Genomic DNA, 23,286 nt, shown 5'->3' on the forward strand with positions numbered 1-23,286 from the left:
AGCGCATCGTAGCGAAAGCGTCCCGTCCAAAAATGGATGATACCTTGCTAAACCGGGACATCTCAGACAATCCTTCGGGCATGTATTCATCAGAGACTTAACAAAATAAGAAATCACGTAAAAAACGTTGCGTTCTGCGGCAATTATCTTAGTTCTCTGATGACAGAACAATTTACTGTATTGGCTGCAAAATATTTTATTTATTGCCGACATAATAAGCAATATGTGGCTTTGCAATAACTTCCGGTATGGGAAGTTTGAATACTATACAGTATAGTATATAAGAATCTCGTACATATAGTCATTATAAATGTCCGATGAATTTCTTGCAACCGGTCGATCCTTTCAGGAAAATGATTCCCAACAGGGGATTATGGTTGACTTTATGTACGGACACCATTAAAATTTACGTTATATCTATGTCATAATTGTATCAATACATAGATATCCTGTCAGCGAGGTGAGTTGACAGTAAGCAGGGAAAGAATCACAGAATGGAGGATTATTATGAAACAGTATAAGAATAAGAAAGCCATGGCATTATTGATGGCAGCAGTATTAGCAGGCAGTGCGTTGTATAGTGGGGTGGCAGACGCAGCATCCGCGATCAAGCTAAATAAGAAGACAGCGAAGATCGCAGTAGGAAAGTCCGTCACGTTAAAAGTGCGCGGAACGAAGAAGAAGGTAAAATGGAAATCTTCAAAAAAATCTGTTGCAACGGTCAATGCGAAGGGTAAAGTAACCGGCAAAAAGGCTGGGAAAGCAGTGGTGACTGCTAAAGTAAAAGGGAAAACGCTAAAATGTAAAGTGACCGTCACGAAAAAGCAGGCAGCGAAGAAAAACGCGAAGACAGCGGGCAAAAAGAACACAACTTCAGATATTTCTCTTCAAAAGAAGGTGATTTCTATTGTCAATAAAAACCGCAAGAAAAAAGGGCTTAACGCATTGACAATGGATGAGAAACTTATGAAAGCGGCACAGGACAGAGCAAAGGAACTTACAAAGTCATTTTCGCATACTCGTCCGAATGGCACATCTTGTTTTACGATTTTTGAAAAGTACAAGATAACACCAACGGCCAGCGGGGAAAATATTGCAGCCGGTCAGAGAAGTGCGGCAGCTGTTATGGATTCTTGGATGAATTCACCGGGGCACAAAGAAAACATCATGAATAACAGGTTTAAGAAGATCGGTGTTGGTCTGGTGATCGTTCCAAACGATATGTATTCTTATTACTGGGTGCAGATGTTCACTGAGTAAGGAATTATTAAGGAAAGGCATGCTCAGTTGACAATGCAGAAATGTTCAACGAGCGTGTCTTTTTGTGTGACGTTTTTTTGGTGATAGGATATTGACAAAAAGCTATCATGTGATATTATGGTGATAGGAAAAAAGCAAAAATACATCATATTGTAGTGGGGAGGGAAGAGATGTATTGAAGATATCAAAGCGCGAAATAGCTGTTTATTTGGCAGAAGTAAAGAATGCGATACAGAATGATCAGTATAGAATTGAGAGAAATGTGCATAGGCAGGATAATATAGACTTATTTTTAGCTTATATTATTGATGAAAGGAAAGCAAAAGAAATACTGCTTGACTTGACGGTAGAGGATTTTTCGGAGATACGGCAAAATACTCACAAAGGGTATGAGCATGAACAGTTATATGTTTTTGGAAAAGATATAGAACTGTTGGAAAGGATAGGAAACACTAAAAAAACAGTGTCCTTATATATAAAATTTAATAAATTGGATCATTGTTATGTAATTGTAGTTTCTTTACATGAACAGAATTATCCAATAAAATATTATTTTAAATAATTTTTTGAACAGGGAGTGATTAGTATGACACAGCAGACGCCAAAAGGTAAGACGGATTTTTGTACAATGTGCAGACAGAATACAGGATATACATTGAAGAAACAGAGCATAAATAAAATCATTAAAGGGGTGGAATATTCTTTTAAAATTACGGTAGCTGTATGCAATGAATGTGGTGGAGAAATGGGGGTGCCGGGTCTAATCGATAGAAACATTCGAGAAATTGATGAACAGTATAGGGCATATGAAGGAATTGTTTCCATTGCAGATATCGACAGAATAATGAAAATATACAAAATTGGTAAAGCACCTCTTTCTCTTGCGTTGGGGTTTGGAGAGATAACAATAACGAGATATCTCGCAGGACAAATTCCATCCAAAGAGTACTCTGACATTTTGAGAAGAGCGTTATCTTCACCGTCTTATATGAAAGAGAAACTATGGCAAAATAAAGATAAGATTGCACAGACTGCATATCATAAAGCGATGGAGGCAGCGGTGCGCCTTGATGACCTGTTTTCTGTTTCTGATACTATGTTGCAGATTATATCGTATATTTTTGAACGTTTGGAAGAGGTCACACCACTTATGCTTCAAAAACTGCTTTATTTTGTGCAAGGTGTATCCTGTGCATTGTATAAAGAACCATTACTATCGGAAGACTGTCAGGCTTGGGTGCACGGTCCGGTGTATCCACAGGTCTATGATATGTTTCGAGATTTTAAATTTAACCCGATCGAGGATGCACGTTTTGCAATTTTGGAGGGGATGGAAGATGCACTTGATGAGAAAAAGCGCAGAGTTGTTGACTTAGTTGTTGATACTTTTGGTGAATATGGTGGAAAAAGATTGGAGAAGATCACGCATGAGGAAAAACCATGGAAAATTGCCAGGAAAGGGTATTCAGATGGAATTCGCTCTAATGAGATAATCTTGAAAGAAAATATTGCGGCATATTATATTAAAATAAACCAAAAGTATGACTTCTCACAGAAGGAAGGAATTCAACGATATATTAATGATGCCCTGCGGTTGCATGTATAGAATGATAAATAATGGAAACACTGATCAAAAATAGAATGTAAGAAAGGTATGGTGATCAGTGTGCTTAAACAATTGCAGATTGAACGTGTTACAGGCAGAGAAATTTTGGATTCTAGAGGGAATCCAACCGTAGAGGCAGAAGTGACTCTGCAGGATGGAACGATAGGACGGGCGGCTGCGCCGAGTGGTGCATCTACCGGAGAATTTGAGGCATTGGAACTTCGGGATGAAGATCATACACGGTATGGTGGGAAAGGTGTGCTGCAGGCGGTTGATAATATTAATCACGTTATCAATGGTATTTTGCGCGGAATGGACGCGTCTGATACGTATGCGGTCGATCAAGTAATGCTGCGTAAAGATGGCACAGCAGACAAATCCGTGCTTGGAGCGAATGCGATCTTGGCGGTTTCTATTGCAACGGCAAAAGCAGCCGCACAATCGTTAAAGACGCCACTTTACCGTTTCGTGGGTGGCGTATCCGGTACAAAACTGCCTGTGCCGATGATGAACATTTTGAACGGTGGTGCGCATGCGGCCAATACAGTAGATGTACAGGAGTTTATGATCATGCCGGTGGGAGCGGACTCATTCCGCGAGGCGCTGCGTTGGAGCGCAGAAGTGTTTCATGCATTGGCTGCCTTATTAAAACGAAAAGGTTTGGCAACCTCTGTTGGTGACGAGGGTGGATTTGCGCCAAATTTGCAGAGTGATGAAGAGGCAATAGAATGTATTCTCGATGCGGTCAAAGAGGCAGGGTACGAACCGGAAAAAGACTTCCGGATTGCTATTGATGTAGCGGCAAGTGAATGGAAAAGTGATCAAAAGGGGATGTATCTGCTTCCAAAATCCGGGGTGAGATATTCCTCCGAGGAGTTGATCGCGCATTGGAAGTCATTAGTGGAACGATACCCTATCATTTCTATTGAAGATCCACTGGATGAAGAGGATTGGCTTGGCTGGAAGAAATTGACACAGGAACTCGGCGATCGAGTACAGTTGGTGGGGGACGATCTGTTTGTCACGAATACGAAACGGCTTGCAAAGGGAATTGCAGAAGGCTGTGGTAATTCAATCCTAATTAAGCTCAATCAGATCGGAACCTTATCGGAAACGATGGAAGCGATCAAGCTTGCCAAACAGTTTGGTTATACGAGTATTATGTCCCACCGTTCCGGAGAGACAGAGGATACGACGATAGCAGATCTGGCAGTTGCCTTGAATTGCGGACAGATTAAAACCGGTGCACCGAGCCGAAGTGAACGAGTTGCAAAGTACAACCGGCTTCTCAGGATTGAACAGGAGCTGGGTGGAGCAGCTAGCTATTGTGCACCTTTTTGCGTACGAAATAGAAACAGATCACCTGCATGACAATGGTTAGGAGCCACGACACCGGGTAGGAAATAAATAAAAAGTCTAATGATCTATGGCATGGGAAAATGACATAGATCCATACAATTCTGGTGCCTACCGTGCCAATCACCGAAAGGATCATTGGCACGGTGGAATGCCCCATGCCTCGCAATGCTCCCGGCAGCAGATCCATGATACCGCATAAGAAATATGTGACGGTTGTATATAACATAATATCCACACCGCACTCTATGACCTTGCTGCTCTTAGTGTAAATGTGCATTAGTTCCGCACCGAAAAGATAGGATCCACCACCTAAAACGAGAGCAACAATTACCGTCAGTCCTAAGCATTCTAATAACACTTTATCCATTCTCTTAAATTTACGTACACCATAATTTTGGCTTGTAAAACTCATGCAGGCCTGTGTAATGGAATTCACAGATACATACAAAAATCCCAAAATATTATTGGCGGCAGTGTAGCCAGCCATTGCAACAGAACCAAAAGAGTTGACAGAGGACTGAAGCAGAACATTCGAAAAATTAATGATCGTGCTTTGGATTCCGGCTGGAATACCGATTTGGAATATTTGCTTTACATAGCGCGTTTTCATCCCTAATTTATTGAAGCGGAGCTGATAACTTCCATCGGAAAGGTATAGACAGCGTAATACCAAAATGCACGATATACATTGAGAAATTACCGTTGCGATAGCAACACCGGCAACACCCAAATGAAACTGAATCACCAAAAGAAGATTTAACACCACATTTGTCGCACCTGAAATAATCAAAAATAATAGAGGGCGTTTGGTATCACCCACCGCTCTTAAAATGGCCGCTCCGTAATTGTATAACATAAAAAATGGCATTCCCATAAAATATATGCGCATATAAAGTGTGGACAGGTTTAATACATTATCCGGAGTATCCATCAGCTCTAACGCACCTTTGGCAGCAATCACTCCGATAATTCCCATTGCGATTCCACTGATCAGAGCCAACGTAATGGATGTATGTACGGTTTCTGACATTTCCTTCTCTTGTCCGGTCGCATAAAATCTTGCAGCTAATACACTTGCGCCCAAGGAAATTCCGATAAAAAGATTGACAAATACATTGATCAGCGCAGTCGTTGATCCAACAGCCGCCAGTGCTTCATTGCCCGTAAACTGTCCAACCACGATAATATCTACCGCATTAAATAATAACTGTAAAATCCCTGACAGCATCAACGGAATTGAAAAGGAAACCAGTTTATCCAATATAGAGCCATTACACATATCTATTTCATATTTGCTTGTCTTAGTATTCATGTTCGTCCTACGCTTCTTTCTATTTCTTACTTCAACTTCACACAACCAAAATTGCTATATCGTCACATATTGCTTATTACGTCTGTAATATACATACTATTTTGCAGCCGATAAACTAACTTATTCTGCCATCAAAGAACTAAGATAATTGCCGCAGAACGCAAAGTTTTTACGTGATTTCTTATTTTGTTAAGCCTCTGATGTATACATGCCTGAAAGAGTGTCTGAGATGTCCCGGTTTAGCAAGGTATCATCCATTTTTGGACGGGACGCTTTCGCTACGATGCGCTACGTCACGTTACTTAATGTCTCTGAAATACGAGACATAAGTAACGACGAGCGCAAAGTCCCTTTCAAAAATGATGAATACCTTGCTTCCGGGACTTCGAGTTCTCTGTAAGGCATGTAAATCATTCATCAGAGGCAACAAAATTTAGAAATCACTGTGAAAACTAATTGCGGCAAGGCAATTACTGTAGTTCTCTGATGGCAGAAACCACTATGTTGTGGCTGCAAAATACTTCGTATTCTTTGGCGTAATAAGCAATATGTGACGATGCATTCCCTTTGGATGTGTGAAGTTTGGGTTGTTTATTGGTATGGGGGATAGGTGTCTGCTTTGCATCCCGATAGTATAGTATACTAGCATTTTGAAAATTACTCAACTTTCCTTTTTACTATAGGGCGAAAGAGTGCTACAATAGGTGTGGCTATTATGCGCAGGAATCATGCGCTATTTACTGGAATGACAGGAGGTATGACGATGAGAAGTTTACTGATAAAAGATACCACAAAGGAAGAAAGAATGGCGATCATTGAAGAATCTGTGGGCGGTGATGCAGGTGGCTGTGATGGATGTTCGGCAGGAATCCTAAAAATGTACGAACCGTATATTGAAGGGGAAATGGAATTGCGAGAATGCAATATGGCGTTTCGTGCACATTATATTTCGGGGAAGGAACATCCGGTGAAAAACGGCTGCGGGTATATGTAACGTATGAAAAAGATATCTATTTTGCAAAAAGAAGCATAATTATAATGCTAGGGATAATTTGGGGATGCATTAGTTTTATCTGGCTGGGATACAGTATCTTAACAGCAGGTAATCTTATGGAAGAACCCGGGTCTATTGATTACGTTGCGGAAGGCGAAGCTATGCGGATATATGGTTTCATAGGCTGTGCTTTGTATGTTCTTGCCTTTTGTCCGATATTGTATTCGCTGTATAAACGCAAACAGTCTATTGCTGCATTTTTGTTATCTATGCTTTTTGGGGGCGGCATTTGTGGAGTGTATCTATTTGTACTCCGCTAGCGCCAATATAACGCAAACTTCCGGTATGAGAAGCTTGAGAATATAAATGAAAACAGGAGGAACTTAGAGAATGAAGTTAGAGAAGATTGATAAAAAGGAAGAAGGTAAATTTATTACCCGTTATGATATTACTTATAAGACGGTAGATGATACGACAAAGATATATGAAATGATCAGCCGCAACCGTAATGTTCAAACAAGAGAAGAGCTTCGTGGCAATAAGCCGGATGCAGTTGTGCTGATGGTCACTGATGAGAGTGGGGAGAAAATCGTTTTGAACAAAGAATTCCGTATGGCGGCAGGTACGTGGGTTTATAATTTCCCGGCGGGATTGATCGATCCCGGCGAGGTGCCGGAGCAGAGTGCGAAGCGCGAGTTGTGGGAAGAAACGGGGTTAGAACTATATGAGATCAATGATGAGTTAGGACTCAGCTATAGTGCGGTTGGGTTCAGCAATGAGATGAATGTATGTGTCATCGGAAAAGCACGTGGTGAATTCCGCCAAAGCACATCTAATGTGGAAGAAATTGAAGCAGGATGGTACACCAAAGAAGAAGTACGGAATTTGTTAAAGACAGAACGATTTGCGGCGAGAACGCAAGCATACTGTTATCTTTGGGCAAATAAATAACGCCAACTTCCCATGCCGGAAATTATTGCACAACCACATATTGCTTGTTATGTCGGTAATAAATATGATATTTTGCAACCGACAAACTAACTTGTTCTGCCGGCAGCGAACTAAGATAATTGCCGCAGAACGCAACGTTTTTGTGTGATTTCTTATTTTGTTAGGTCTCTGATGAATACATGCCCGAAGGATTGTCTGAGTTGTCCCGGTTTAGCAAGGTATCATCCATTTTTGGACGGGACGCTTTCGCTACACTGCGCTACATCACGTTACTTAATGTCTCTGAAATACGAGACATAAGTAACGACGAGCGCAAAGTCCCTTTCAAAAATGATGATTACCTTGCTTCCGGGACTGCGAGTTTCCGAAGGGCATGTAAATCAATCATCAGAGACAACAAAATCTAGAAATCACGAAAAACGAAAATGCGGCAAGGCAATTACTATAGTTCACTGCCGGCAGAAATCACTATGTTGTGACTGCAAAATACTTAGTATTCTTTGTCATAATAAGCAATATGTGGTTGTGGAGGATTTGGAGTATGGGAAGTTGGCGTATATAGGCAGCTAACTCATAGATACTACGGTGAGAATGTCATTCTGTACGAAAAAGCGGACAGTAACGCCGGCGAACTCAAACGCATAGATGCGTTCCGGATCGTTTTGGTAAGAAGGGCGAGGATCTTGAGCCAGCACTTTTTCCAGAGAAAGAAGCTTTTCGGCAGGCAATACTTGACCCGCATTGTCCGGAAGTATTACGCGCAGCAAATGAGCTTCTATGCTGTCTGTAAAACCACCCGTAGCCAGCGGTTTACAGTCGGCATACGGAAGATATGGTTTTATATCATAGATCGGGGTGCGGTCCATGAGATCGGCACCCGTTATTTCCAGAATTGGTCCATCTTCTTTTGAAAAAATAATGTCCTGTAATTCTACACAAGAAAGCGCCAGTGAATTTGGTCGAAATGGAGATCTCGTTGCAAATACTCCCATGCGCTTATTGCCGCCAAGTTTGGGCGGACGAACGGTAGGTGACCATTCCCCACGTATTGTTTCTGAAAATTCCCAGATCAGCCATAAATGAGAAAAATCTTCCAAGCCGCGGACCGCATCGCGATTGCGGTATTCCGGTTCAAATATGATACGGCTGCGTAACTCCGGAACCAGACCGCTCTGTCGTGGAATGCCAAACTTTCCCGGAAAATCAGAGTGTATCCGGGCAATCGGATGAATTTCCATGTTTTCCTCCTGTCACTGATATCAATTATTCGAAATGTCGCTGATATCTTTTGCTCAAAATGTCGCTGATATCTTTTGCTCAAAATGTCGCTGATGTCTTTTGTTCAAAATGTTACTGATATCAATTATTCAAAATGTCGCTGATATCAATTATTCAATATGTCACTGATATCTTTTGCTCAAAATGTCACTAATATCAATTATTCAAAATGTCACTGATATCATTTATCATTTCATCATCTTTCAGGCGGAAAAGAAATTCCACGCGACGAGATGCATTTTGATCTTCTTTGCCATCCTTATCCAATATTGGATTGCTAAAGGACTTGCCGTTTGCCGTCACAATTTTGCGTAGTTTCGTGATCTTGGCAGTCGACAGCACTTTCTTGTTTTCATCCAAGCAGAAAGTTGCGACAGACAAGGCCCTTTTTTGGGACAGCTCCAGATTATATAAATAATCTCCCTGTGTATCTGTGTGTCCTTCAATAATAATCTCTGAGATATAATCATTAAATTGCTTGTCTGTTAATACGCCAATATACTTTGGTAAAAACTTTTGCAGCAATTCTTCACCCGACGCTTTCAACGCAAATTGTCCGGAATCAAACAAAATGCTTGAGTCAAGCGCGATGGATCCGGTCTTTTCATCGACTTTCACACTGAGATCCGTACCGTCAAACTCTTTCTTGAGAGCCTCGATCAGTTCCGTTCGAATACCGATCAATTTGTCTAACTGTTCCTGCTGCTCCTGCAGTTGTTCCTGTTGGCTTTGAACCAAAGCCTGCTGCTGCTTTAATTCCTCTTGTTTTTGTTCGTAACGTCTTTGCGATTGCAGCATTGTAAACGAAATGATCAACACAAAGATCAACAAAAGAGCAGCCATCATATCGGAATAGGAAAGCCAATAACTGGTTTCCTCCAAATGTCTTTTCTTTTTTCTGCGCATAATAAACCTCTTTTCTGTACGCGGAACCGGGTGGTGTTATTGTCTGAGTGCCCGAGCAATCTTATCGGCTACTTCATCACTAAATTTCTCCATCATCTTCTCTGTCTGCATCATTTGCAAAGCTTGATAATCCAAGAAAATATTTGCCGCATTATTTTGTGCACGGGGTGCGACATATTTATGGTAACTGTCCAAAAAATCGTCCATGGCATTATAAGCATCTTCTAAGTTTTTCTTGTAAACAAAGTTAAATACCAAAGAAAATACCATACCATAAATAGATGTGTGGAACGCGATCTTGATACCATTCATCAACTGCGGAATGCTGTCCGTAATTGCGGACGCACTGCCGGTATTAAAATTCTGAAGACCAAACGACAGACCGATAAAAGTACCCAAAATACCAAGACCGGTCATTACGCCGGGAACAATGCTGATCAATCCACATTTCATTACGCTGTCAATGTAATATTCATTCAGATAATCATCAATATCGCATTGGGCACTTCGCTCTAACATCGTTAATCTTCTGCGCTCCTCGCAATATTCACGAAAACGTGTATCTGCCAATTTGTTACCAAAGAGCTTTGGATTATCTTTATAATCGTCCCACAAATAATCGCCTTTGCGTTTGAAGTCAGTCTGAAAGTTGCGTGCCGCAAGATGCAGGCTAGCCATCATCCGATTAGCAGGCATGAAACAATGTGTCGTAGAATACAAAATAATCCCGCCGACAATTAAAAACATTCCAATATTAATGATAATGTTGGCGATATCAAGACCCGAACCCGTAAACACGTTCAGATATACGGCCAAAGCCAGCATAATAAAATATACAGGGAATAAAATCCCCTCACTACCAAAAGATTTCATAGGTACCCTCCAATGTTTGCTTTGCTGCAAAAGACCAGCGACCATCCCCCCTGTTCTAAAGAAACCGGGCGTATATCAAAAGCTGATGCCTTGCAGTCGTAAAATGTAACGTGTGCCCGATGGCACAACATATATACTATACAAAGTTTGAGGGAGAAAGTCAAAAGGTGGGCGGGGTGGTGCACTGCATATGAGAGGATTTCGTAAAATAGAAAATGTTATGTTATCTATTACGATAAAAGAAAGAATGAAAAGCAAATGGCACTAATTAGTTGCCCGGAATGCAACCGGGAAATTTCGGATACCGTAAGAAAATGTCCGAATTGTGGATACAAAATCAAAAATCACCGATCCAAAAAAGAACCAAAATTATTGAAAAATACGATTTAGTACGTTTTATGGGACAATAAATGTGCTATAATAGTGGCATGTCATAAAAGAATGTGTAGAGAATCCACACTAAGACAAGTAATGTTAAATTTTGTACCAAGAAATCTACGATAGGTATGCGTATAAGAGATGGGAGGGTAAATGGCAAAACGACCGAATCAAAGGCTAAAATTGTTGTATTTAGCAAAGATTATGCTTCGACTGACGGATGATGAACATGGTTTACAGGTAGAGCAGATTATCAATGAGTTGGCCAAGTATGACATTGCGGCAGAGAGAAAGAGTATATATTCTGATTTAGAAGCTCTGCAATTGTTTGGAATTGATATTGAAAAAAAGCACATAGGACGATATGTATATTATTGTGTAGGAAATCGAAATTTGGAATTGGCAGAATTGAAACTTTTGGTAGACGCGGTACAGTCTTCTAAATTTATCACAGAGAAGAAATCCAGCCAGCTTATAGAGAAACTGGAACGCTACGTCAGTCGATACGAAGCGAAACAGTTAAATCAACAGGTATATGTTCACGGTCGGATAAAAACCATGAACGAAAGTATCTACTATAATGTAGATGAAATACATAATGCAATTACAGCAGACGTAATGATTTCATTTCAATATTTTCAGTGGAATTTGAAAAAGGAGATGGAGCCAAGACACGAAGGAGAGAGATACATAATATCTCCGTGGGGGCTGATTTGGGATAATGAGAATTATTATATGGTAGGATATGACGCAAAGGCTGAGTTTGTCAAGCATTTTCGAGTCGACAAGATGTTACGTATTCAACCGATGAAATGCAAAAGAAAAGGTCAAAAGTTATTTCCACAGGGAAATATAGCAAACTACGCAGAGAAGCATTTTGGAATGTTTTCGGGAAAAGAGGAATCGGTCACGCTGCTTTGTCAAAATGGGTTTATAGGTGTGATCGTAGATAGATTTGGAAGAGACGTTAAAATTCGCCCGGTGGATGAGGATCACTTTCAAGCAAAAGTTGAAGTGGTTGTCAGTAATAATTTTTTTGGATGGGTGTTAGGATTAGGAGAAGGGGTTAAGATTACTGCACCGCAGGAAGTTGTCAGTGAACTACAAAAGGAAATTCAAAGAATGAGGAGACAATATTTTGCGGATGATCTGGAAATGGAATTGGCTATGAAGGATAACAAGTGCTGATTCTTAGATTGAAGTGATGGGGAGGAGATGATTTGGTATGAACATGCAACAAAAAAACTCGCCGAGGCGAGTTCCTAAAGTTCAATTAAATCACACACTGTGATGCCCGAAGGCGATTTGAATAAATTTTTATTTGAACTTATGATGTAGTTAATACGTATGGTACTTAACTGACATCAATAATAAAGCATAAACTACGACATGTCAAGAGAAAAAGGAGGGTTTTATGAAAAAATTTGAAGAGTACTATATTGGATTGGATATGGGAACCGGTTCTGTAGGATGGGCAGTGACGGATCCGACATACAATATTATCAAACGTCATGGTAAGGCATTATGGGGAATTCGCCTGTTTGAGTCTGCTAAGACAGCCGAAGAAAGAAGAATCTTTCGAACATCTCGAAGAAGAACAGAGCGCCGTAAAAATCGATTACATTTATTGCAGGAAATCTTTGCGGAAGAGATTAGCAAGAAAGACATGGGATTCTATCAGCGCATGAAAGAGAGCAAGTATTGGCATGAGGATAAGAAAGACATCAATGGAAACATGCCGGAGCTGCCGTATGCACTGTTTGCAGATGATGGATTTACAGATAAAGACTATTATAAGAAATATCCGACAATTTTTCACTTGCGCTATGCGTTGGCAACGAATACAACAGATAAGCCCGATATTCGATTGCTTTATTTGGCATTACATCACATTATTAAGCATAGAGGACATTTTCTGTTTGAGGGCAAGAAATTATCAGAAGTAAAAGAATTTTCAACAGCGATTGAGGCATTAGTGCAGCAGGCTGAAGAACAAGAGATTGATCTGAAATCTTTGACGCAAGAAGAAGTGTTGACTCAATTGGAACACATTATGAGTGATGCTCAATGCACAAAATCAGACAAAAAGACGCAGGTCAGCAAGCTCATAGTAGGAACAGATAAGCAGAAGCAAAAACAGGAGAAAGCGATAGCAGCTTTAATTACGGGTTGCACCGTAAAGCTAAGTGATATTTTTGCTGATCCGGAGTTGGATAAAGAAGAAATCTCGAAAATATGCTTTTCTGATAATGGTTATGAAGAAAAAGAGGTAGAAATAGAGTCTGTATTGGCGGATCGATTTTTGCTTATAGCAGCAGCAAAGGGTGTGTATGATTGGACGGTATTGCATGATATACTGGGGGATGCGCGCTTTTTGTCGGAAGCAAAAGTAAACCTATGAGAAACACCGTGATGATCTGCGGAAAGTGAAGCAGCTTCTTCGGATGGATAAAGAAGTTTACGAGGCTGTTTTTGGTGTGTCTGAGAAAAATGAGGCAAATTATAGTGCTTATATTGGCATGGCAAAGAAAAATGGAAAAAAACAGCCGATTGAGAAAAAATGTTCACAGGAAGATTTTTATAAATTCTTAAAAAAGCAGTTGGATCGTCTGTCTGTGGATGAAAAAGGGCAAGAGATAATCGATGAATTAAAAGCAGAGATGGATCTTGGAACATTATTTCCAAAACAAATGATTCGCGATAATGGAGTTATTCCTTATCAATTGCATGAGAATGAATTGAATGCAATATTGGACAACGCACAGAAATTCTATCCGTTTTTGTTGGAGAAAGATCAAGATGGTTATACGCCAGTGGAAAAAATACAAAAGATATTCCGCTTCCGCATTCCGTACTACGTAGGACCTTTGAACACGGCGCATCAAGATAAAGGTGGTCATAGCTGGTCTGTACGTAAAAAGGAAGGCAAAATTTATCCATGGAATTTTTCAGAAATGATTGACGAGGAAGAAAGTGCAACGAAATTTATTGAACGCATGACGAATAAATGCACGTATCTGATCGGAGAGGATGTTTTGCCGAAGGAATCATTGTTGTATGCGAAATTCAATGTATTGAACGAGCTAAATAATCTGCGCATTGATGGGGAACTGATAGCTCCGGAACTTAAGCAGGATATTTATAATAATGTTTTCAAGAAATATCAACGTGTAACAGGGAAAAAGGTCAAGGATTACCTTAGAATCAACGGCGTAATTTCTAAAGAACAAGAACTATCCGGATTTGATCAGAATTTTAAGAGTTCGTTGAAAGCGTATCATGATTTTAAGCAGATCGTTGGAACGGGGGTCCTTTCGGAAAGTGAACAGGAGGATATCGTCAGAGATATTACGCTATTTGCAGATTCTCAAAAGATGTTGAAACAGCGTATTCATAGAAAATATCCGATGTTGTCTGACAAACAGATTGCTCAGCTTGCCAACAAAAAATATGCAGGGTGGGGCAGATTGTCGCGCACCTTTTTGGAAAATATTGAATCAGTCAATAAAGAGACTGGTGAAGTGATGAATATCATCACTGCGCTTTGGGAAACGAATGAGAACTTAATGAAACTTTTAAGTGGAAAATACGATTATACAAAGCAGATTGAGCAATGGAATGCCGGACAGATGAAAAAAGGAGAGATAGAATATCAAGACATTGAAGAGCTTTATGTGTCTCCTGCAGTAAAGCGCCCAATTTGGCAAACTATAAAAATTGTAAGGGAAATTACAAATATAATGGGGGGTGCACCAAAACGCATTTTTGTCGAGGTTGCAAGAGAGCCCGGTGAAAAAGGCGTGAGAAAAGTTTCTAGAAGAAACCAGTTGTTGGATCTTTACAAAGCCTGCAAAAAGGAAGCACCGGAATTATACGACCGTCTGGCAAATAAGGAGTCTGACAATGCATTGCGCAGTGACAAACTTTTCTTATATTATTCGCAGATGGGAAGATGTATGTATTCCGGAGATGCCATTGATTTGGATGAGTTATTCACAAACCGATATGATATTGATCATATATATCCACAATCGAAGGTTATGGACGATAGTATAGACAACCGCGTATTGGTCAAAAGAGATTTAAATAGCAAAAAGACAGATACATTCCCGGTCTCTGAGGAATACCGAAAAGCAGGAAAAGCATTATGGAGCACTCTGTTGAAAAAGGGATTGATCTCTAAAGAAAAATATAAGAGATTGACAAGAACAGAGCCATTTGGTGAAGATGAGTTGGCTGGTTTTATTGCCAGACAATTAGTAGAGACACGTCAGAGTACCAAAGCAGTTGCGCATTTATTGGAAGAGGCATATCCTGATGCCGAAATCGTTTATGCAAAAGCTCGTGCAGTTAGTGAATTCCGGCATAAATTTGACATGATCAAAGTGCGTGAGGTGAATGATTTCCATCATGCCAAAGATGCCTATTTGAATATTGTTGTCGGCAACACATACTATGTAAAATTTACAAAGGATGCGGCTTGGTTTGTGCGCAACAATCCGGGACGTACATACAACTTAAAGAAAATGTTTGAGAATGAAACGGTAAAACGTGGAAATGAAACAGCATGGATTCCTGGAGATAACGGGACAATATGTACTGTAAAGAAATGGATGCGTAAAAATAATATTCTGTTTACCAGAAGAGCATACGAAGTGAAAGGAGGACTTTTCGATCAAAATATTTTGAAGAAAGGGAAAGGACAGATACCGATCAAGGGAGGTGCCGATGAGAGACTCCAGTCGATTGAGAAATATGGAGCGTATAATAAGGCGAGTGGTGCTTATTTTATGCTGGTGGAATCCGATGGTAAGAAGGGAGAGAGAAAGAGAACGATTGAGTTCGTGCCGGTATATTTGGCGAAAAGCTTAGAGGAATCTGTGGAGCTTCGTAGACGATATTGCGAGGAGAAACTCGGTCTTGTGAATCCAGACGTGCGATTATCCAAGATAAAGATCAACACACTATTTGACGTGGATGGGTTTAAGATGCATTTGTCGGGAAGAAGTTCTAATGGTTTATTATTTAAAGGGGCTAATCAGCTTGTTGTACCGTATAAGATGGAAAAGATAATTAAGGTGATTAGTAAATATTGCTTTGATTATAAGGAAAATAAAGAAGCAGTACTTTCAGAAAAAAATAGACCAACAGAAGAGATGTTTGAAGAGTTGTTCGACATTTTGGTAAGTAAATTGGAATACGCAGTTTATGAAAAACGCTTGTCAGCACAAGTACCTAAACTAAAAAACGGAAAAATTATATTTGTTGAATTATCAGCAGAGGAAAAATGTATTGTATTAATGGAAATTTTACACTTATTTCAATGTGCCAGTCAGTCAGCTAATTTAAAATTAATAAACGGACCGGGACATGCTGGAATTTTAATTATGGGATTTGATATATCAGGATTAAGCAATGTGCACATTATTAACCAATCAATTACAGGTTTCTACGAACAAGTGATTGATCTAAAAACGATATGAGTTGGCGGATTGTTGTCGTACACAACACGGCAAAGTTGGACTTGCAATTGCAATATTTAGTGGTACGGAGTGAGATGAAAACGCAGAAGATACATATTTCAGAAATAGCACTTCTGCTTGTGGAATCTACGTCTGTATCGCTGACAGTTGGATTGTTGGCGGAATTAACGAGACAGAAAGTGAAGGTGATATTTTGTGACCATAAGCGAAATCCATCCTCGGAGTTGATTTCGTATTATGGTTCACATGACACAAGCAATAAAATCCGTACACAAATTACATGGCCACAGTCGGTAAAGGAAGCTGTGTGGACGGAAATTGTTCGTGAAAAAATAAATAAGCAGGCAGAATTCCTGCTGGAAAGGGGGAAGAATACGGAAGCTGCGCTGCTGAGAGACTATGTTCAACAGATACAATGGAATGATGCCACTAATCGTGAAGGTCATGCTGCAAAAGTATATTTTAACGCATTGTTTGGCATGGATTTCTCACGGAGTCAAGATTGCCCGATTAACGCAGCATTGAATTATGGATATTCACTGATGCTTTCTGCAATTAATCGTGAAATTGTAATGAATGGATACATTACGCAGCTGGGGTTATTCCATGATAATATGTTTAACCAATTTAATTTGGGCTCAGATTTAATGGAGCCGTATCGTGTGCTTGTCGATCGAAAGGTATGTGAAATGAAACCAATAGAATTTGAGCATGAACAAAAAATGAAATTAGTTGCTTTGCTAAATGAAGAAATAATAATGGAAGGCAAACATTTTGTCATCCTAAATGCGATCAAGCAATACGTTAAGAGCGTATTCGATGCTTTGAATGAGTCGGACATTGCGCAGCTTTCCTTTTATTCTTATGAGTTATAGGTACATGAGAGTGATAGTAATGTTCGACCTTCCTGTACTATCAAGTGCGCAGCGACGAGAATACACGAGATTTCGGAAATATTTGCTGAAGAGTGGGTTTGTCATGCAACAGGAGTCAATCTATAGCAAGTTAGCATTAAATACCAGCATAGCTCAAAGGATTGAAGATAATGTTCGCAAAAACAAACCTCCTGAAGGGTTGGTGCAAATGTTGACGATTACCGAAAAACAGTATGGTCGAATGGAACTTTTGGTCGGGGAAGTTACAAGTGAAGTGATTCAGAGTGATGAACGGTTAATTATACTGTAATCACGGTAAAAGAGGGGAGGGGGATGTTTGAAATTAACACATCCGGATGTTCATTTCGATATAGAATTTGGAAAGGCTGATTCTCTGATACCAGTGTGTGTTGTAGAATCGCCGGTAAGATGGCGGGAGATTCAAAAGGAATTAATATCTCAGCAAAGTGGTGATAGCGGTAACTGGGTATTGTCGGAAGGTGATAAAGAATTAAAAATCAGCAAAGTCATGGAAATGATATTTAATCCATTGCAGCTAGATGTTAATCAAAGAAAGCTGGTTACTGCCTTTTTGAAATCTTTTGCAGAAAAAGCAGTGAACGAAATGCATTGGAGAGAGGGGCAGGAGCTAAACACACATATCCAAACATTCTTTGGTAATCTAGAGGTGGAGTATTCGTTTGAGTTCAGTATCAATGAGGAACTTGATTATTCGAGTTTGGCGAAAGCTATGGGTATTCAATTAGTTACTGAATATGAAACGGACTTGGAGCGGTTATTGCAATATTGTATATTGCTCCAGGAATTGATAAAGCCCAAATTATTAATATTCTGGAATTTAAGACAATACTTTTCTGCTGAAGAAATGAAATTATTGTATTCGGAAGTGTGCTGTCGAGAATGGAATGTTTTATTAATGGAACATTATATTGACAGTAGAATAGATGGTGAGAAGTGGTATATTATTGATAAGGATAACTGTGAAATCTATTGAAAAAAGAGAAAGATCTCGTTATACTATTATTTAGATAAGTGTGTTTGAGCACAGCAGAGATACATTTTATGTTAGTGATGGCATTTCATTTTCTAATTTGAGGTTTGAGAATGATGTAGAAATGTATGGTGCTCAAACGCAGACGATAGGAACTACTACTGCACCAATGTTTGAGAATGATGTAGAAATGTATGGTGCTCAAACACATACCGTTAAATCTATACCGTATGCGGAGTTTGAGAATGATGTAGAAATGTATGGTGCTCAAACATATATGCAACAATTGCCGCACTTGCATTTGTTTGAGAATGATGTAGAAATGTATGGTGCTCAAACTTGGATAATTGTAAAGTACAGCTACAAATGGTTTGAGAATGATGTAGAAATGTATGGTGCTCAAACAAAACTGAAATATAAGTGTATAATAGTACTGTTTGAGAATGATGTAGAAATGTATGGTGCTCAAACCATATCAACACGGCTGTTACAGAATGTCGTGTTTGAGAATGATGTAGAAATGTATGGTGCTCAAACTCCGTATTTTCTGTAATCGCTGACATAGTGGTTTGAGAATGATGTAGAAATGTATGGTGCTCAAACTGCACTGTTTCAGTTTTTGACGTGCACATGGTTTGAGAATGATGTAGAAATGTATGGTGCTCAAACAAATGCAATCGTCTTATATTGACTACAGCCGTTTGAGAATGATGTAGAAATGTATGGTGCTCAAACTGTGATGTGTTTTTGTATTTCGCATACCATGTTTGAGAATGATGTAGAAATGTATGGTGCTCAAACTCTGCGCCCAGTAGGCGTTCATGCGATGCGGTTTGAGAATGATGTAGAAATGTATGGTGCTCAAACACCACCTTTCCTCTGATTATCAAATCAGCAGTTTGAGAATGATGTAGAAATGTATGGTGCTCAAACTCTGCTGTTCAATCACGTTTGACGTTGTGCGTTTGAGAATGATGTAGAAATGTATGGTGCTCAAACATTCATGCCATTTAGTCGCACCTAACTCGTGTTTGAGAATGATGTAGAAATGTATGGTGCTCAAACCAGCCTATTTGTATGCGGCAGGTGACGCTAGTTTGAGAATGATGTAGAAATGTATGGTGCTCAAACAAAAGAAATTTGTAGCAAGCAGATGCAATCGTTTGAGAATGATGTAGAAATGTATGGTGCTCAAACTCCGAAAAAATAATAAAACTATTCCAGTCCGTTTGAGAATGATGTAGAAATGTATGGTGCTCAAACAACAATCACTCTGTACGAAGAACTCGTTAGGTTTGAGAATGATGTAGAAATGTATGGTGCTCAAACTCAAGAGATCATACAGAACGCGTTGGATCAGTTTGAGAATGATGTAGAAATGTATGGTGCTCAAACTCTTTAGCAGACATTGCCGCAGTTACAGATGTTTGAGAATGATGTAGAAATGTATGGTGCTCAAACAAATTGCAGAACATTGTATGTTGACCATATGTTTGAGAATGATGTAGAAATGTATGGTGCTCAAACCGTTTCACTCAAATTTATGCCAACAACCGCGTTTGAGAATGATGTAGAAATGTATGGTGCTCAAACCACTCAAATAGAATCAATAGCTTTGGTTGTGTTTGAGAATGATGTAGAAATGTATAGGTGCTCAAACTTGAAACTTGGGGCAAAGATTGGTTGTGTTTAGAATGATGTAGAAATGTATGGTGCTCAAACGTTCTCTTTCATATCATCAATTCGTATATCGTTTGAGAATGATGTAGAAATGTATGGTGCTCAAACATCATCAATTTAATATCCGGACGTATCCTGGTTTGAGAATGATGTAGAAATGTATGGTGCTCAAACAAATAACAGGGGTGATCTGCTAGCAACAAAGTTTGAGAATGATGTAGAAATGTATGGTGCTCAAACCGGGATGATTTCTGCTATCTCTCCAGTGTAGTTTGAGAATGATGTAGAAATGTATGGTGCTCAAACTACCTGTTTCCGAGTGTCACTAAAATTTCAGTTTGAGAATGATGTAGAAATGTATGGTGCTCAAATATACTTTAGCAATGGCGTATTTACCATTGGTTACAGAGACTGGGCACCGGAACATGAGAAAATGGGAAAAGGTGTAACTTTGACTGAGGATGAAATGATGAAGTTGAAGGAACTATTGTAAAGAGGTGAGAAGATGGATACGAGCAGGCTTATTGGCATGCGTGTTGTTAATGTTAACACTCATGCTATAGGAACAATTGAATATATAAAAGATGGCTTCGTATAGCAGGAGAACTTGTGGAAGATAATGTTGGTGTTGTGGTAAACGTCTCCAGCATTGAATGAGAAACTTCACGATTGTTGGAGTGATCGTTTTTAATTTTAGACACTTCGATTATGGCATGGATTTGTGAGAGGTGCAATCCGTGGGCAGATTAGGCGCTTACTGTAGAAATGTAAAATAGTGAAAAAATAGTGTAATTTTAGTGGAAAGATTGGCACTCTCGTGATATACTATGTCAAGAAAAACAAATGGCTGCAAAGTAGATGTTTTTTCTTGGGCTCATTATATCAGGAGGGTGCTTTTTTATGATTAAAGTAACTTTGTCAAATGAAATATTAAAGTATATTACTGAGATAGATAAAAACAGGTATAAAGCATCAGAGGTTTCGTTGCCTATTGCGGTAGCAAGTAAGTTGCGGAAAATTTCAAAGAAGAAAAGTTCCTATGCATCTACTAAAATTGAGGGAAATCCTTTATCGGAGAAGCAGGTGGATGAGGTTATAGATAGCGATGAACGAAAACACTATCTTAAACCGGAGCAGGAGGTTCGTAATTATTTCCTGGCACTGAATTATTTGGAAGAGAAAGCGGCAAAGAAGGAGAGGTTTTCCAAGAAACTGATATTGGATGTACAGAAGTACGTTGAAAAGGGAGCTTCAAAAGAAAAAATCGGACTTCGAGGACCAATGCCCCCCGGAGTATTATTTGCGGTATATGATTCACAAACAGGGAATCCTGATTATATTCCTCCGGAATATATTGATCTACCGGATCTGTTGGATGAATTGGTGGAATATGTGAATGCAACAGATGATCATCCGCTCATAATTGCAGCTGTAGTGCATTATCAGCTTGTAACAATTCATCCATTTGAAGATGGAAATGGGCGGACCGCAAGGCTGCTCTCGGGATATATTTTAGATATCAACGGATATGGTTTTAACGGAATTGGCTCATTAGAAGAGTACTTCGCATATGATATTGATGAATACTATGAATCAATCCAGATGGGGCTGCCTGCACTGTATTATTCGGGACGAGAGAATCCTCCGCATCCTGAGATTTGGATCAATTATTTCCTTCGCATGGTGCTGCTATACTCAAATAAGGTTTGCGAATTGTCAGAGAGTTCAAACAACGAAGAATTGGAAGGAAGCCTTTCGTATCTAAAAGGGAAAGAGAAGGAATTGCTCTTGCTGCTCATGAAGAACTATAAAAGAGAGTTCACGCCGATCGAAGTCAGCAAAGAGCTTAAGGTTACAAATAAGACTGTAATAAATCGACTTGCAACACTTGTAAAAAATGGTTTCGTCATTCCGAATCTGGTTAAGGAACGTATACGTTCCTATGAACTTTCTGATTTTACCAAGCAGAATGAGAAGGAAATAAGAAAGCTTTTGAAGTGAGGCGGGAGATTGATGAAATAATGGATGGCAAAGTGGATAACAAAATTATAAAAAATTCCGTCCGCTTTTGTGCTATAATTTATAAGTAGATGGAATCGTGAGGAGGTGATGTATCATGCTTACTGACGATGAGATTAGAGAAATATGTGACCGTTATGAGCTTATATATAATATAACAGACAATGTAGTTTTTATTCGCTCAGCATGTGGACGTTGGAACATATTTTTGCGAGGAGATGAGGTTGTCAATCTACGCCACGAGAATTATCGATGGGCGAAGGGGACAGCACAGAAAACACACAAGAAATTTGCTGAAAATTATCACGACCAGGAATTGGAAACGAAGGACTTTCGTGAAGTGGTCAGTTATATTGTGAGACATGATAAGAAGATGTTGCGCAATTTTAAGAAAAGAACAAAGATGGATAAAATATTTGAGGAAATCGAGGAAAATCAATGTTCTGATTAACAGGGAAAGGTAGGTAGAATACTATGGATTTTTTTGGTTGGGAAGATTTGGACGGGGACGGTCATGTTGATGAAGTTGAGAGCCTGCTTGCAGACGATCTTATGTGTACGAATGATGAGGAACGTGAAATGAATGCTGGAATCGGAGGTTTGGGTCCGACCTCTGGGTCGTTTGGGCTGGAAAGTGGTCTTGACGGCGATGTGGATGAGGAATTTCATGATGGACTGGAAATAGATTTACTGAATGCTGATATTGATCCGGATGATTTTCGGTTAATGGATGAGGAGGAAAGACTCGAGGCTTTGGATGATGCAGGTTTGGATCCTGATGATTTTGATGATTTTTTATGATTTTTGACATTGATTATAGTAATAGTGTGATGACATAGAGGACGGTATTCTTGATCGCGAGCAAAGACTTAGATCCTGCTCGCGATCTTGGATACCGTCTTTCTGGGATTCGAGCTTATATTTTCTCCAGATATCTTCTGCGGTAATATTCCATGGTTCTGTATTCCAAAATATCATGCATATGTTTTATAAAAGCATCGTTTTTTACGATATCTTTTAGGTCATCTCTAATTGCAAGTGCAAAGCCGTCTTTTTCGACAAAGAAACCTTTTCCCGAAGCCTTCAAATATTTAATAGGCATGCTTTTGGCTTTGCGCAAATGTTGCTTATCTGTTATAGATTTGTATTCATCATATGTAATGTCCGCGGCAAAATCTTTCCAGTTTTTGCCGGTATTAAAAAAGTCTTTCCATGCTGCAAGAACTTCGTCATCCTTGACAGCTAATCGTACATTCCCATGATTAAAAAAGCTATAAAGAATAGGCATTTTATAGACCTT

General features: G+C 39.4%; 19 protein-coding genes, 1 pseudogene and 1 CRISPR repeat array. Of the genes and pseudogenes, 15 read left to right on the forward strand and 5 right to left on the reverse strand.

What is annotated here, in order from left to right; genetic code table 11:
- Positions 1-507 precede the first annotated feature (507 nt).
- From DW981_RS07650 to eno, 4 genes are all read left to right on the forward strand, one after another.
- Entirely contained in the window at positions 508-1,260 is a 753-nt protein-coding gene (locus DW981_RS07650) for a CAP domain-containing protein (RefSeq protein WP_118507314.1), read from the forward strand.
- Between the two features lie 175 nt (positions 1,261-1,435).
- Positions 1,436-1,822, forward strand: coding sequence for a hypothetical protein (locus DW981_RS07655; protein WP_118507315.1), 387 nt, complete (start codon positions 1,436-1,438; stop codon positions 1,820-1,822).
- A 24-nt stretch (positions 1,823-1,846) separates the two neighbouring features.
- Positions 1,847-2,866 carry a type II toxin-antitoxin system antitoxin SocA domain-containing protein gene (locus DW981_RS07660; RefSeq protein ID WP_118507316.1) on the forward strand — a complete coding sequence of 340 codons (1,020 nt, stop codon included), beginning with the start codon at positions 1,847-1,849 and terminating at the stop codon, positions 2,864-2,866.
- A 60-nt stretch (positions 2,867-2,926) separates the two neighbouring features.
- Positions 2,927-4,237, forward strand: a complete 1,311-nt coding sequence (gene eno, locus DW981_RS07665) for a phosphopyruvate hydratase (protein ID WP_243034692.1) — start codon at positions 2,927-2,929, stop codon at positions 4,235-4,237.
- On the opposite strand, the gene DW981_RS07670 is transcribed toward eno, so the two are convergent.
- Complete coding sequence (locus DW981_RS07670) at positions 4,185-5,537, reverse strand: MATE family efflux transporter (protein ID WP_118507318.1); 1,353 nt, start codon at positions 5,535-5,537, stop codon at positions 4,185-4,187. The two genes, eno and DW981_RS07670, sit on opposite strands and share 53 nt — an antisense overlap.
- A 763-nt stretch (positions 5,538-6,300) precedes the next feature.
- Between DW981_RS07670 and DW981_RS07675 the strand changes: the two genes are divergently transcribed.
- The 3 genes from DW981_RS07675 (at position 6,301) to DW981_RS07685 (ending at position 7,482) form a co-directional block, all read left to right on the forward strand.
- A complete protein-coding gene (locus DW981_RS07675; RefSeq protein ID WP_118507319.1) occupies positions 6,301-6,531 on the forward strand; it encodes a purine biosynthesis protein PurH in 231 nt (76 codons plus the stop codon).
- A gap of 116 nt (positions 6,532-6,647) precedes the next feature.
- Positions 6,648-6,851: a hypothetical protein gene (locus DW981_RS07680; protein WP_118507320.1), complete on the forward strand. Its 204-nt coding sequence runs from the start codon at positions 6,648-6,650 to the stop codon at positions 6,849-6,851.
- A 70-nt stretch (positions 6,852-6,921) separates the two neighbouring features.
- Complete coding sequence (locus DW981_RS07685; RefSeq protein ID WP_022024031.1) at positions 6,922-7,482, forward strand: NUDIX hydrolase; 561 nt, start codon at positions 6,922-6,924, stop codon at positions 7,480-7,482.
- 566 nt (positions 7,483-8,048) lie between these two features.
- Here DW981_RS07685 and tsaA read toward each other — a convergent pair.
- From tsaA to DW981_RS07700, 3 genes are all read right to left on the reverse strand, one after another.
- Entirely contained in the window at positions 8,049-8,720 is a 672-nt protein-coding gene (gene tsaA, locus DW981_RS07690) for a tRNA (N6-threonylcarbamoyladenosine(37)-N6)-methyltransferase TrmO (RefSeq protein WP_118507321.1), read from the reverse strand.
- A 196-nt stretch (positions 8,721-8,916) separates the two neighbouring features.
- A complete protein-coding gene (locus DW981_RS07695) occupies positions 8,917-9,666 on the reverse strand; it encodes an OmpA family protein (protein ID WP_022024643.1) in 750 nt (249 codons plus the stop codon).
- Between the two features lie 36 nt (positions 9,667-9,702).
- Positions 9,703-10,539 carry a MotA/TolQ/ExbB proton channel family protein gene (locus tag DW981_RS07700; RefSeq protein ID WP_022024644.1) on the reverse strand — a complete coding sequence of 279 codons (837 nt, stop codon included), beginning with the start codon at positions 10,537-10,539 and terminating at the stop codon, positions 9,703-9,705.
- 531 nt (positions 10,540-11,070) lie between these two features.
- Here DW981_RS07700 and DW981_RS07710 point away from each other — a divergent pair.
- The 8 genes and pseudogenes from DW981_RS07710 (at position 11,071) to DW981_RS07745 (ending at position 22,787) form a co-directional block, all read left to right on the forward strand.
- Positions 11,071-12,105: a WYL domain-containing protein gene (locus tag DW981_RS07710; protein WP_118507324.1), complete on the forward strand. Its 1,035-nt coding sequence runs from the start codon at positions 11,071-11,073 to the stop codon at positions 12,103-12,105.
- A 226-nt stretch (positions 12,106-12,331) separates the two neighbouring features.
- Positions 12,332-16,364 (forward strand): annotated as a pseudogene (cas9, locus tag DW981_RS15925) (type II CRISPR RNA-guided endonuclease Cas9); the annotation flags it as partial.
- A 32-nt stretch (positions 16,365-16,396) separates the two neighbouring features.
- On the forward strand, positions 16,397-17,275 hold the full coding sequence (gene cas1 / locus DW981_RS07720; RefSeq protein WP_022024041.1) for a type II CRISPR-associated endonuclease Cas1: 879 nt from the start codon (positions 16,397-16,399) through the stop codon (positions 17,273-17,275).
- A gap of 4 nt (positions 17,276-17,279) precedes the next feature.
- Positions 17,280-17,585: a CRISPR-associated endonuclease Cas2 gene (gene cas2 / locus DW981_RS07725; RefSeq protein ID WP_118507332.1), complete on the forward strand. Its 306-nt coding sequence runs from the start codon at positions 17,280-17,282 to the stop codon at positions 17,583-17,585.
- Positions 17,586-17,612: 27 nt separating this feature from the next.
- Positions 17,613-18,290 (forward strand): type II-A CRISPR-associated protein Csn2, encoded by a 678-nt coding sequence (gene csn2, locus DW981_RS07730; protein ID WP_022024039.1) that lies wholly within the window; start codon positions 17,613-17,615, stop codon positions 18,288-18,290.
- 102 nt (positions 18,291-18,392) lie between these two features.
- Positions 18,393-20,339: a CRISPR direct-repeat array (repeat unit 36 nt; unit sequence GTTTGAGAATGATGTAGAAATGTATGGTGCTCAAAC).
- 528 nt (positions 20,340-20,867) lie between these two features.
- Positions 20,868-21,968, forward strand: coding sequence for a Fic family protein (locus tag DW981_RS07735; RefSeq protein ID WP_118507325.1), 1,101 nt, complete (start codon positions 20,868-20,870; stop codon positions 21,966-21,968).
- 115 nt (positions 21,969-22,083) lie between these two features.
- Entirely contained in the window at positions 22,084-22,437 is a 354-nt protein-coding gene (locus DW981_RS07740) for a hypothetical protein (protein WP_118507326.1), read from the forward strand.
- Between the two features lie 23 nt (positions 22,438-22,460).
- Positions 22,461-22,787 (forward strand): hypothetical protein, encoded by a 327-nt coding sequence (locus DW981_RS07745; RefSeq protein WP_118507327.1) that lies wholly within the window; start codon positions 22,461-22,463, stop codon positions 22,785-22,787.
- A 115-nt stretch (positions 22,788-22,902) separates the two neighbouring features.
- On the opposite strand, the gene DW981_RS16145 is transcribed toward DW981_RS07745, so the two are convergent.
- Positions 22,903-23,274, reverse strand: coding sequence for a hypothetical protein (locus DW981_RS16145; RefSeq protein WP_347474532.1), 372 nt, complete (start codon positions 23,272-23,274; stop codon positions 22,903-22,905).
- Between the last annotated feature and the right edge of the window lie 12 nt (positions 23,275-23,286).

The sequence above is a fragment of the Clostridium sp. AM49-4BH genome (genome assembly GCF_003478335.1).
Lineage (GTDB): Bacteria > Bacillota > Clostridia > Lachnospirales > Lachnospiraceae > Butyribacter.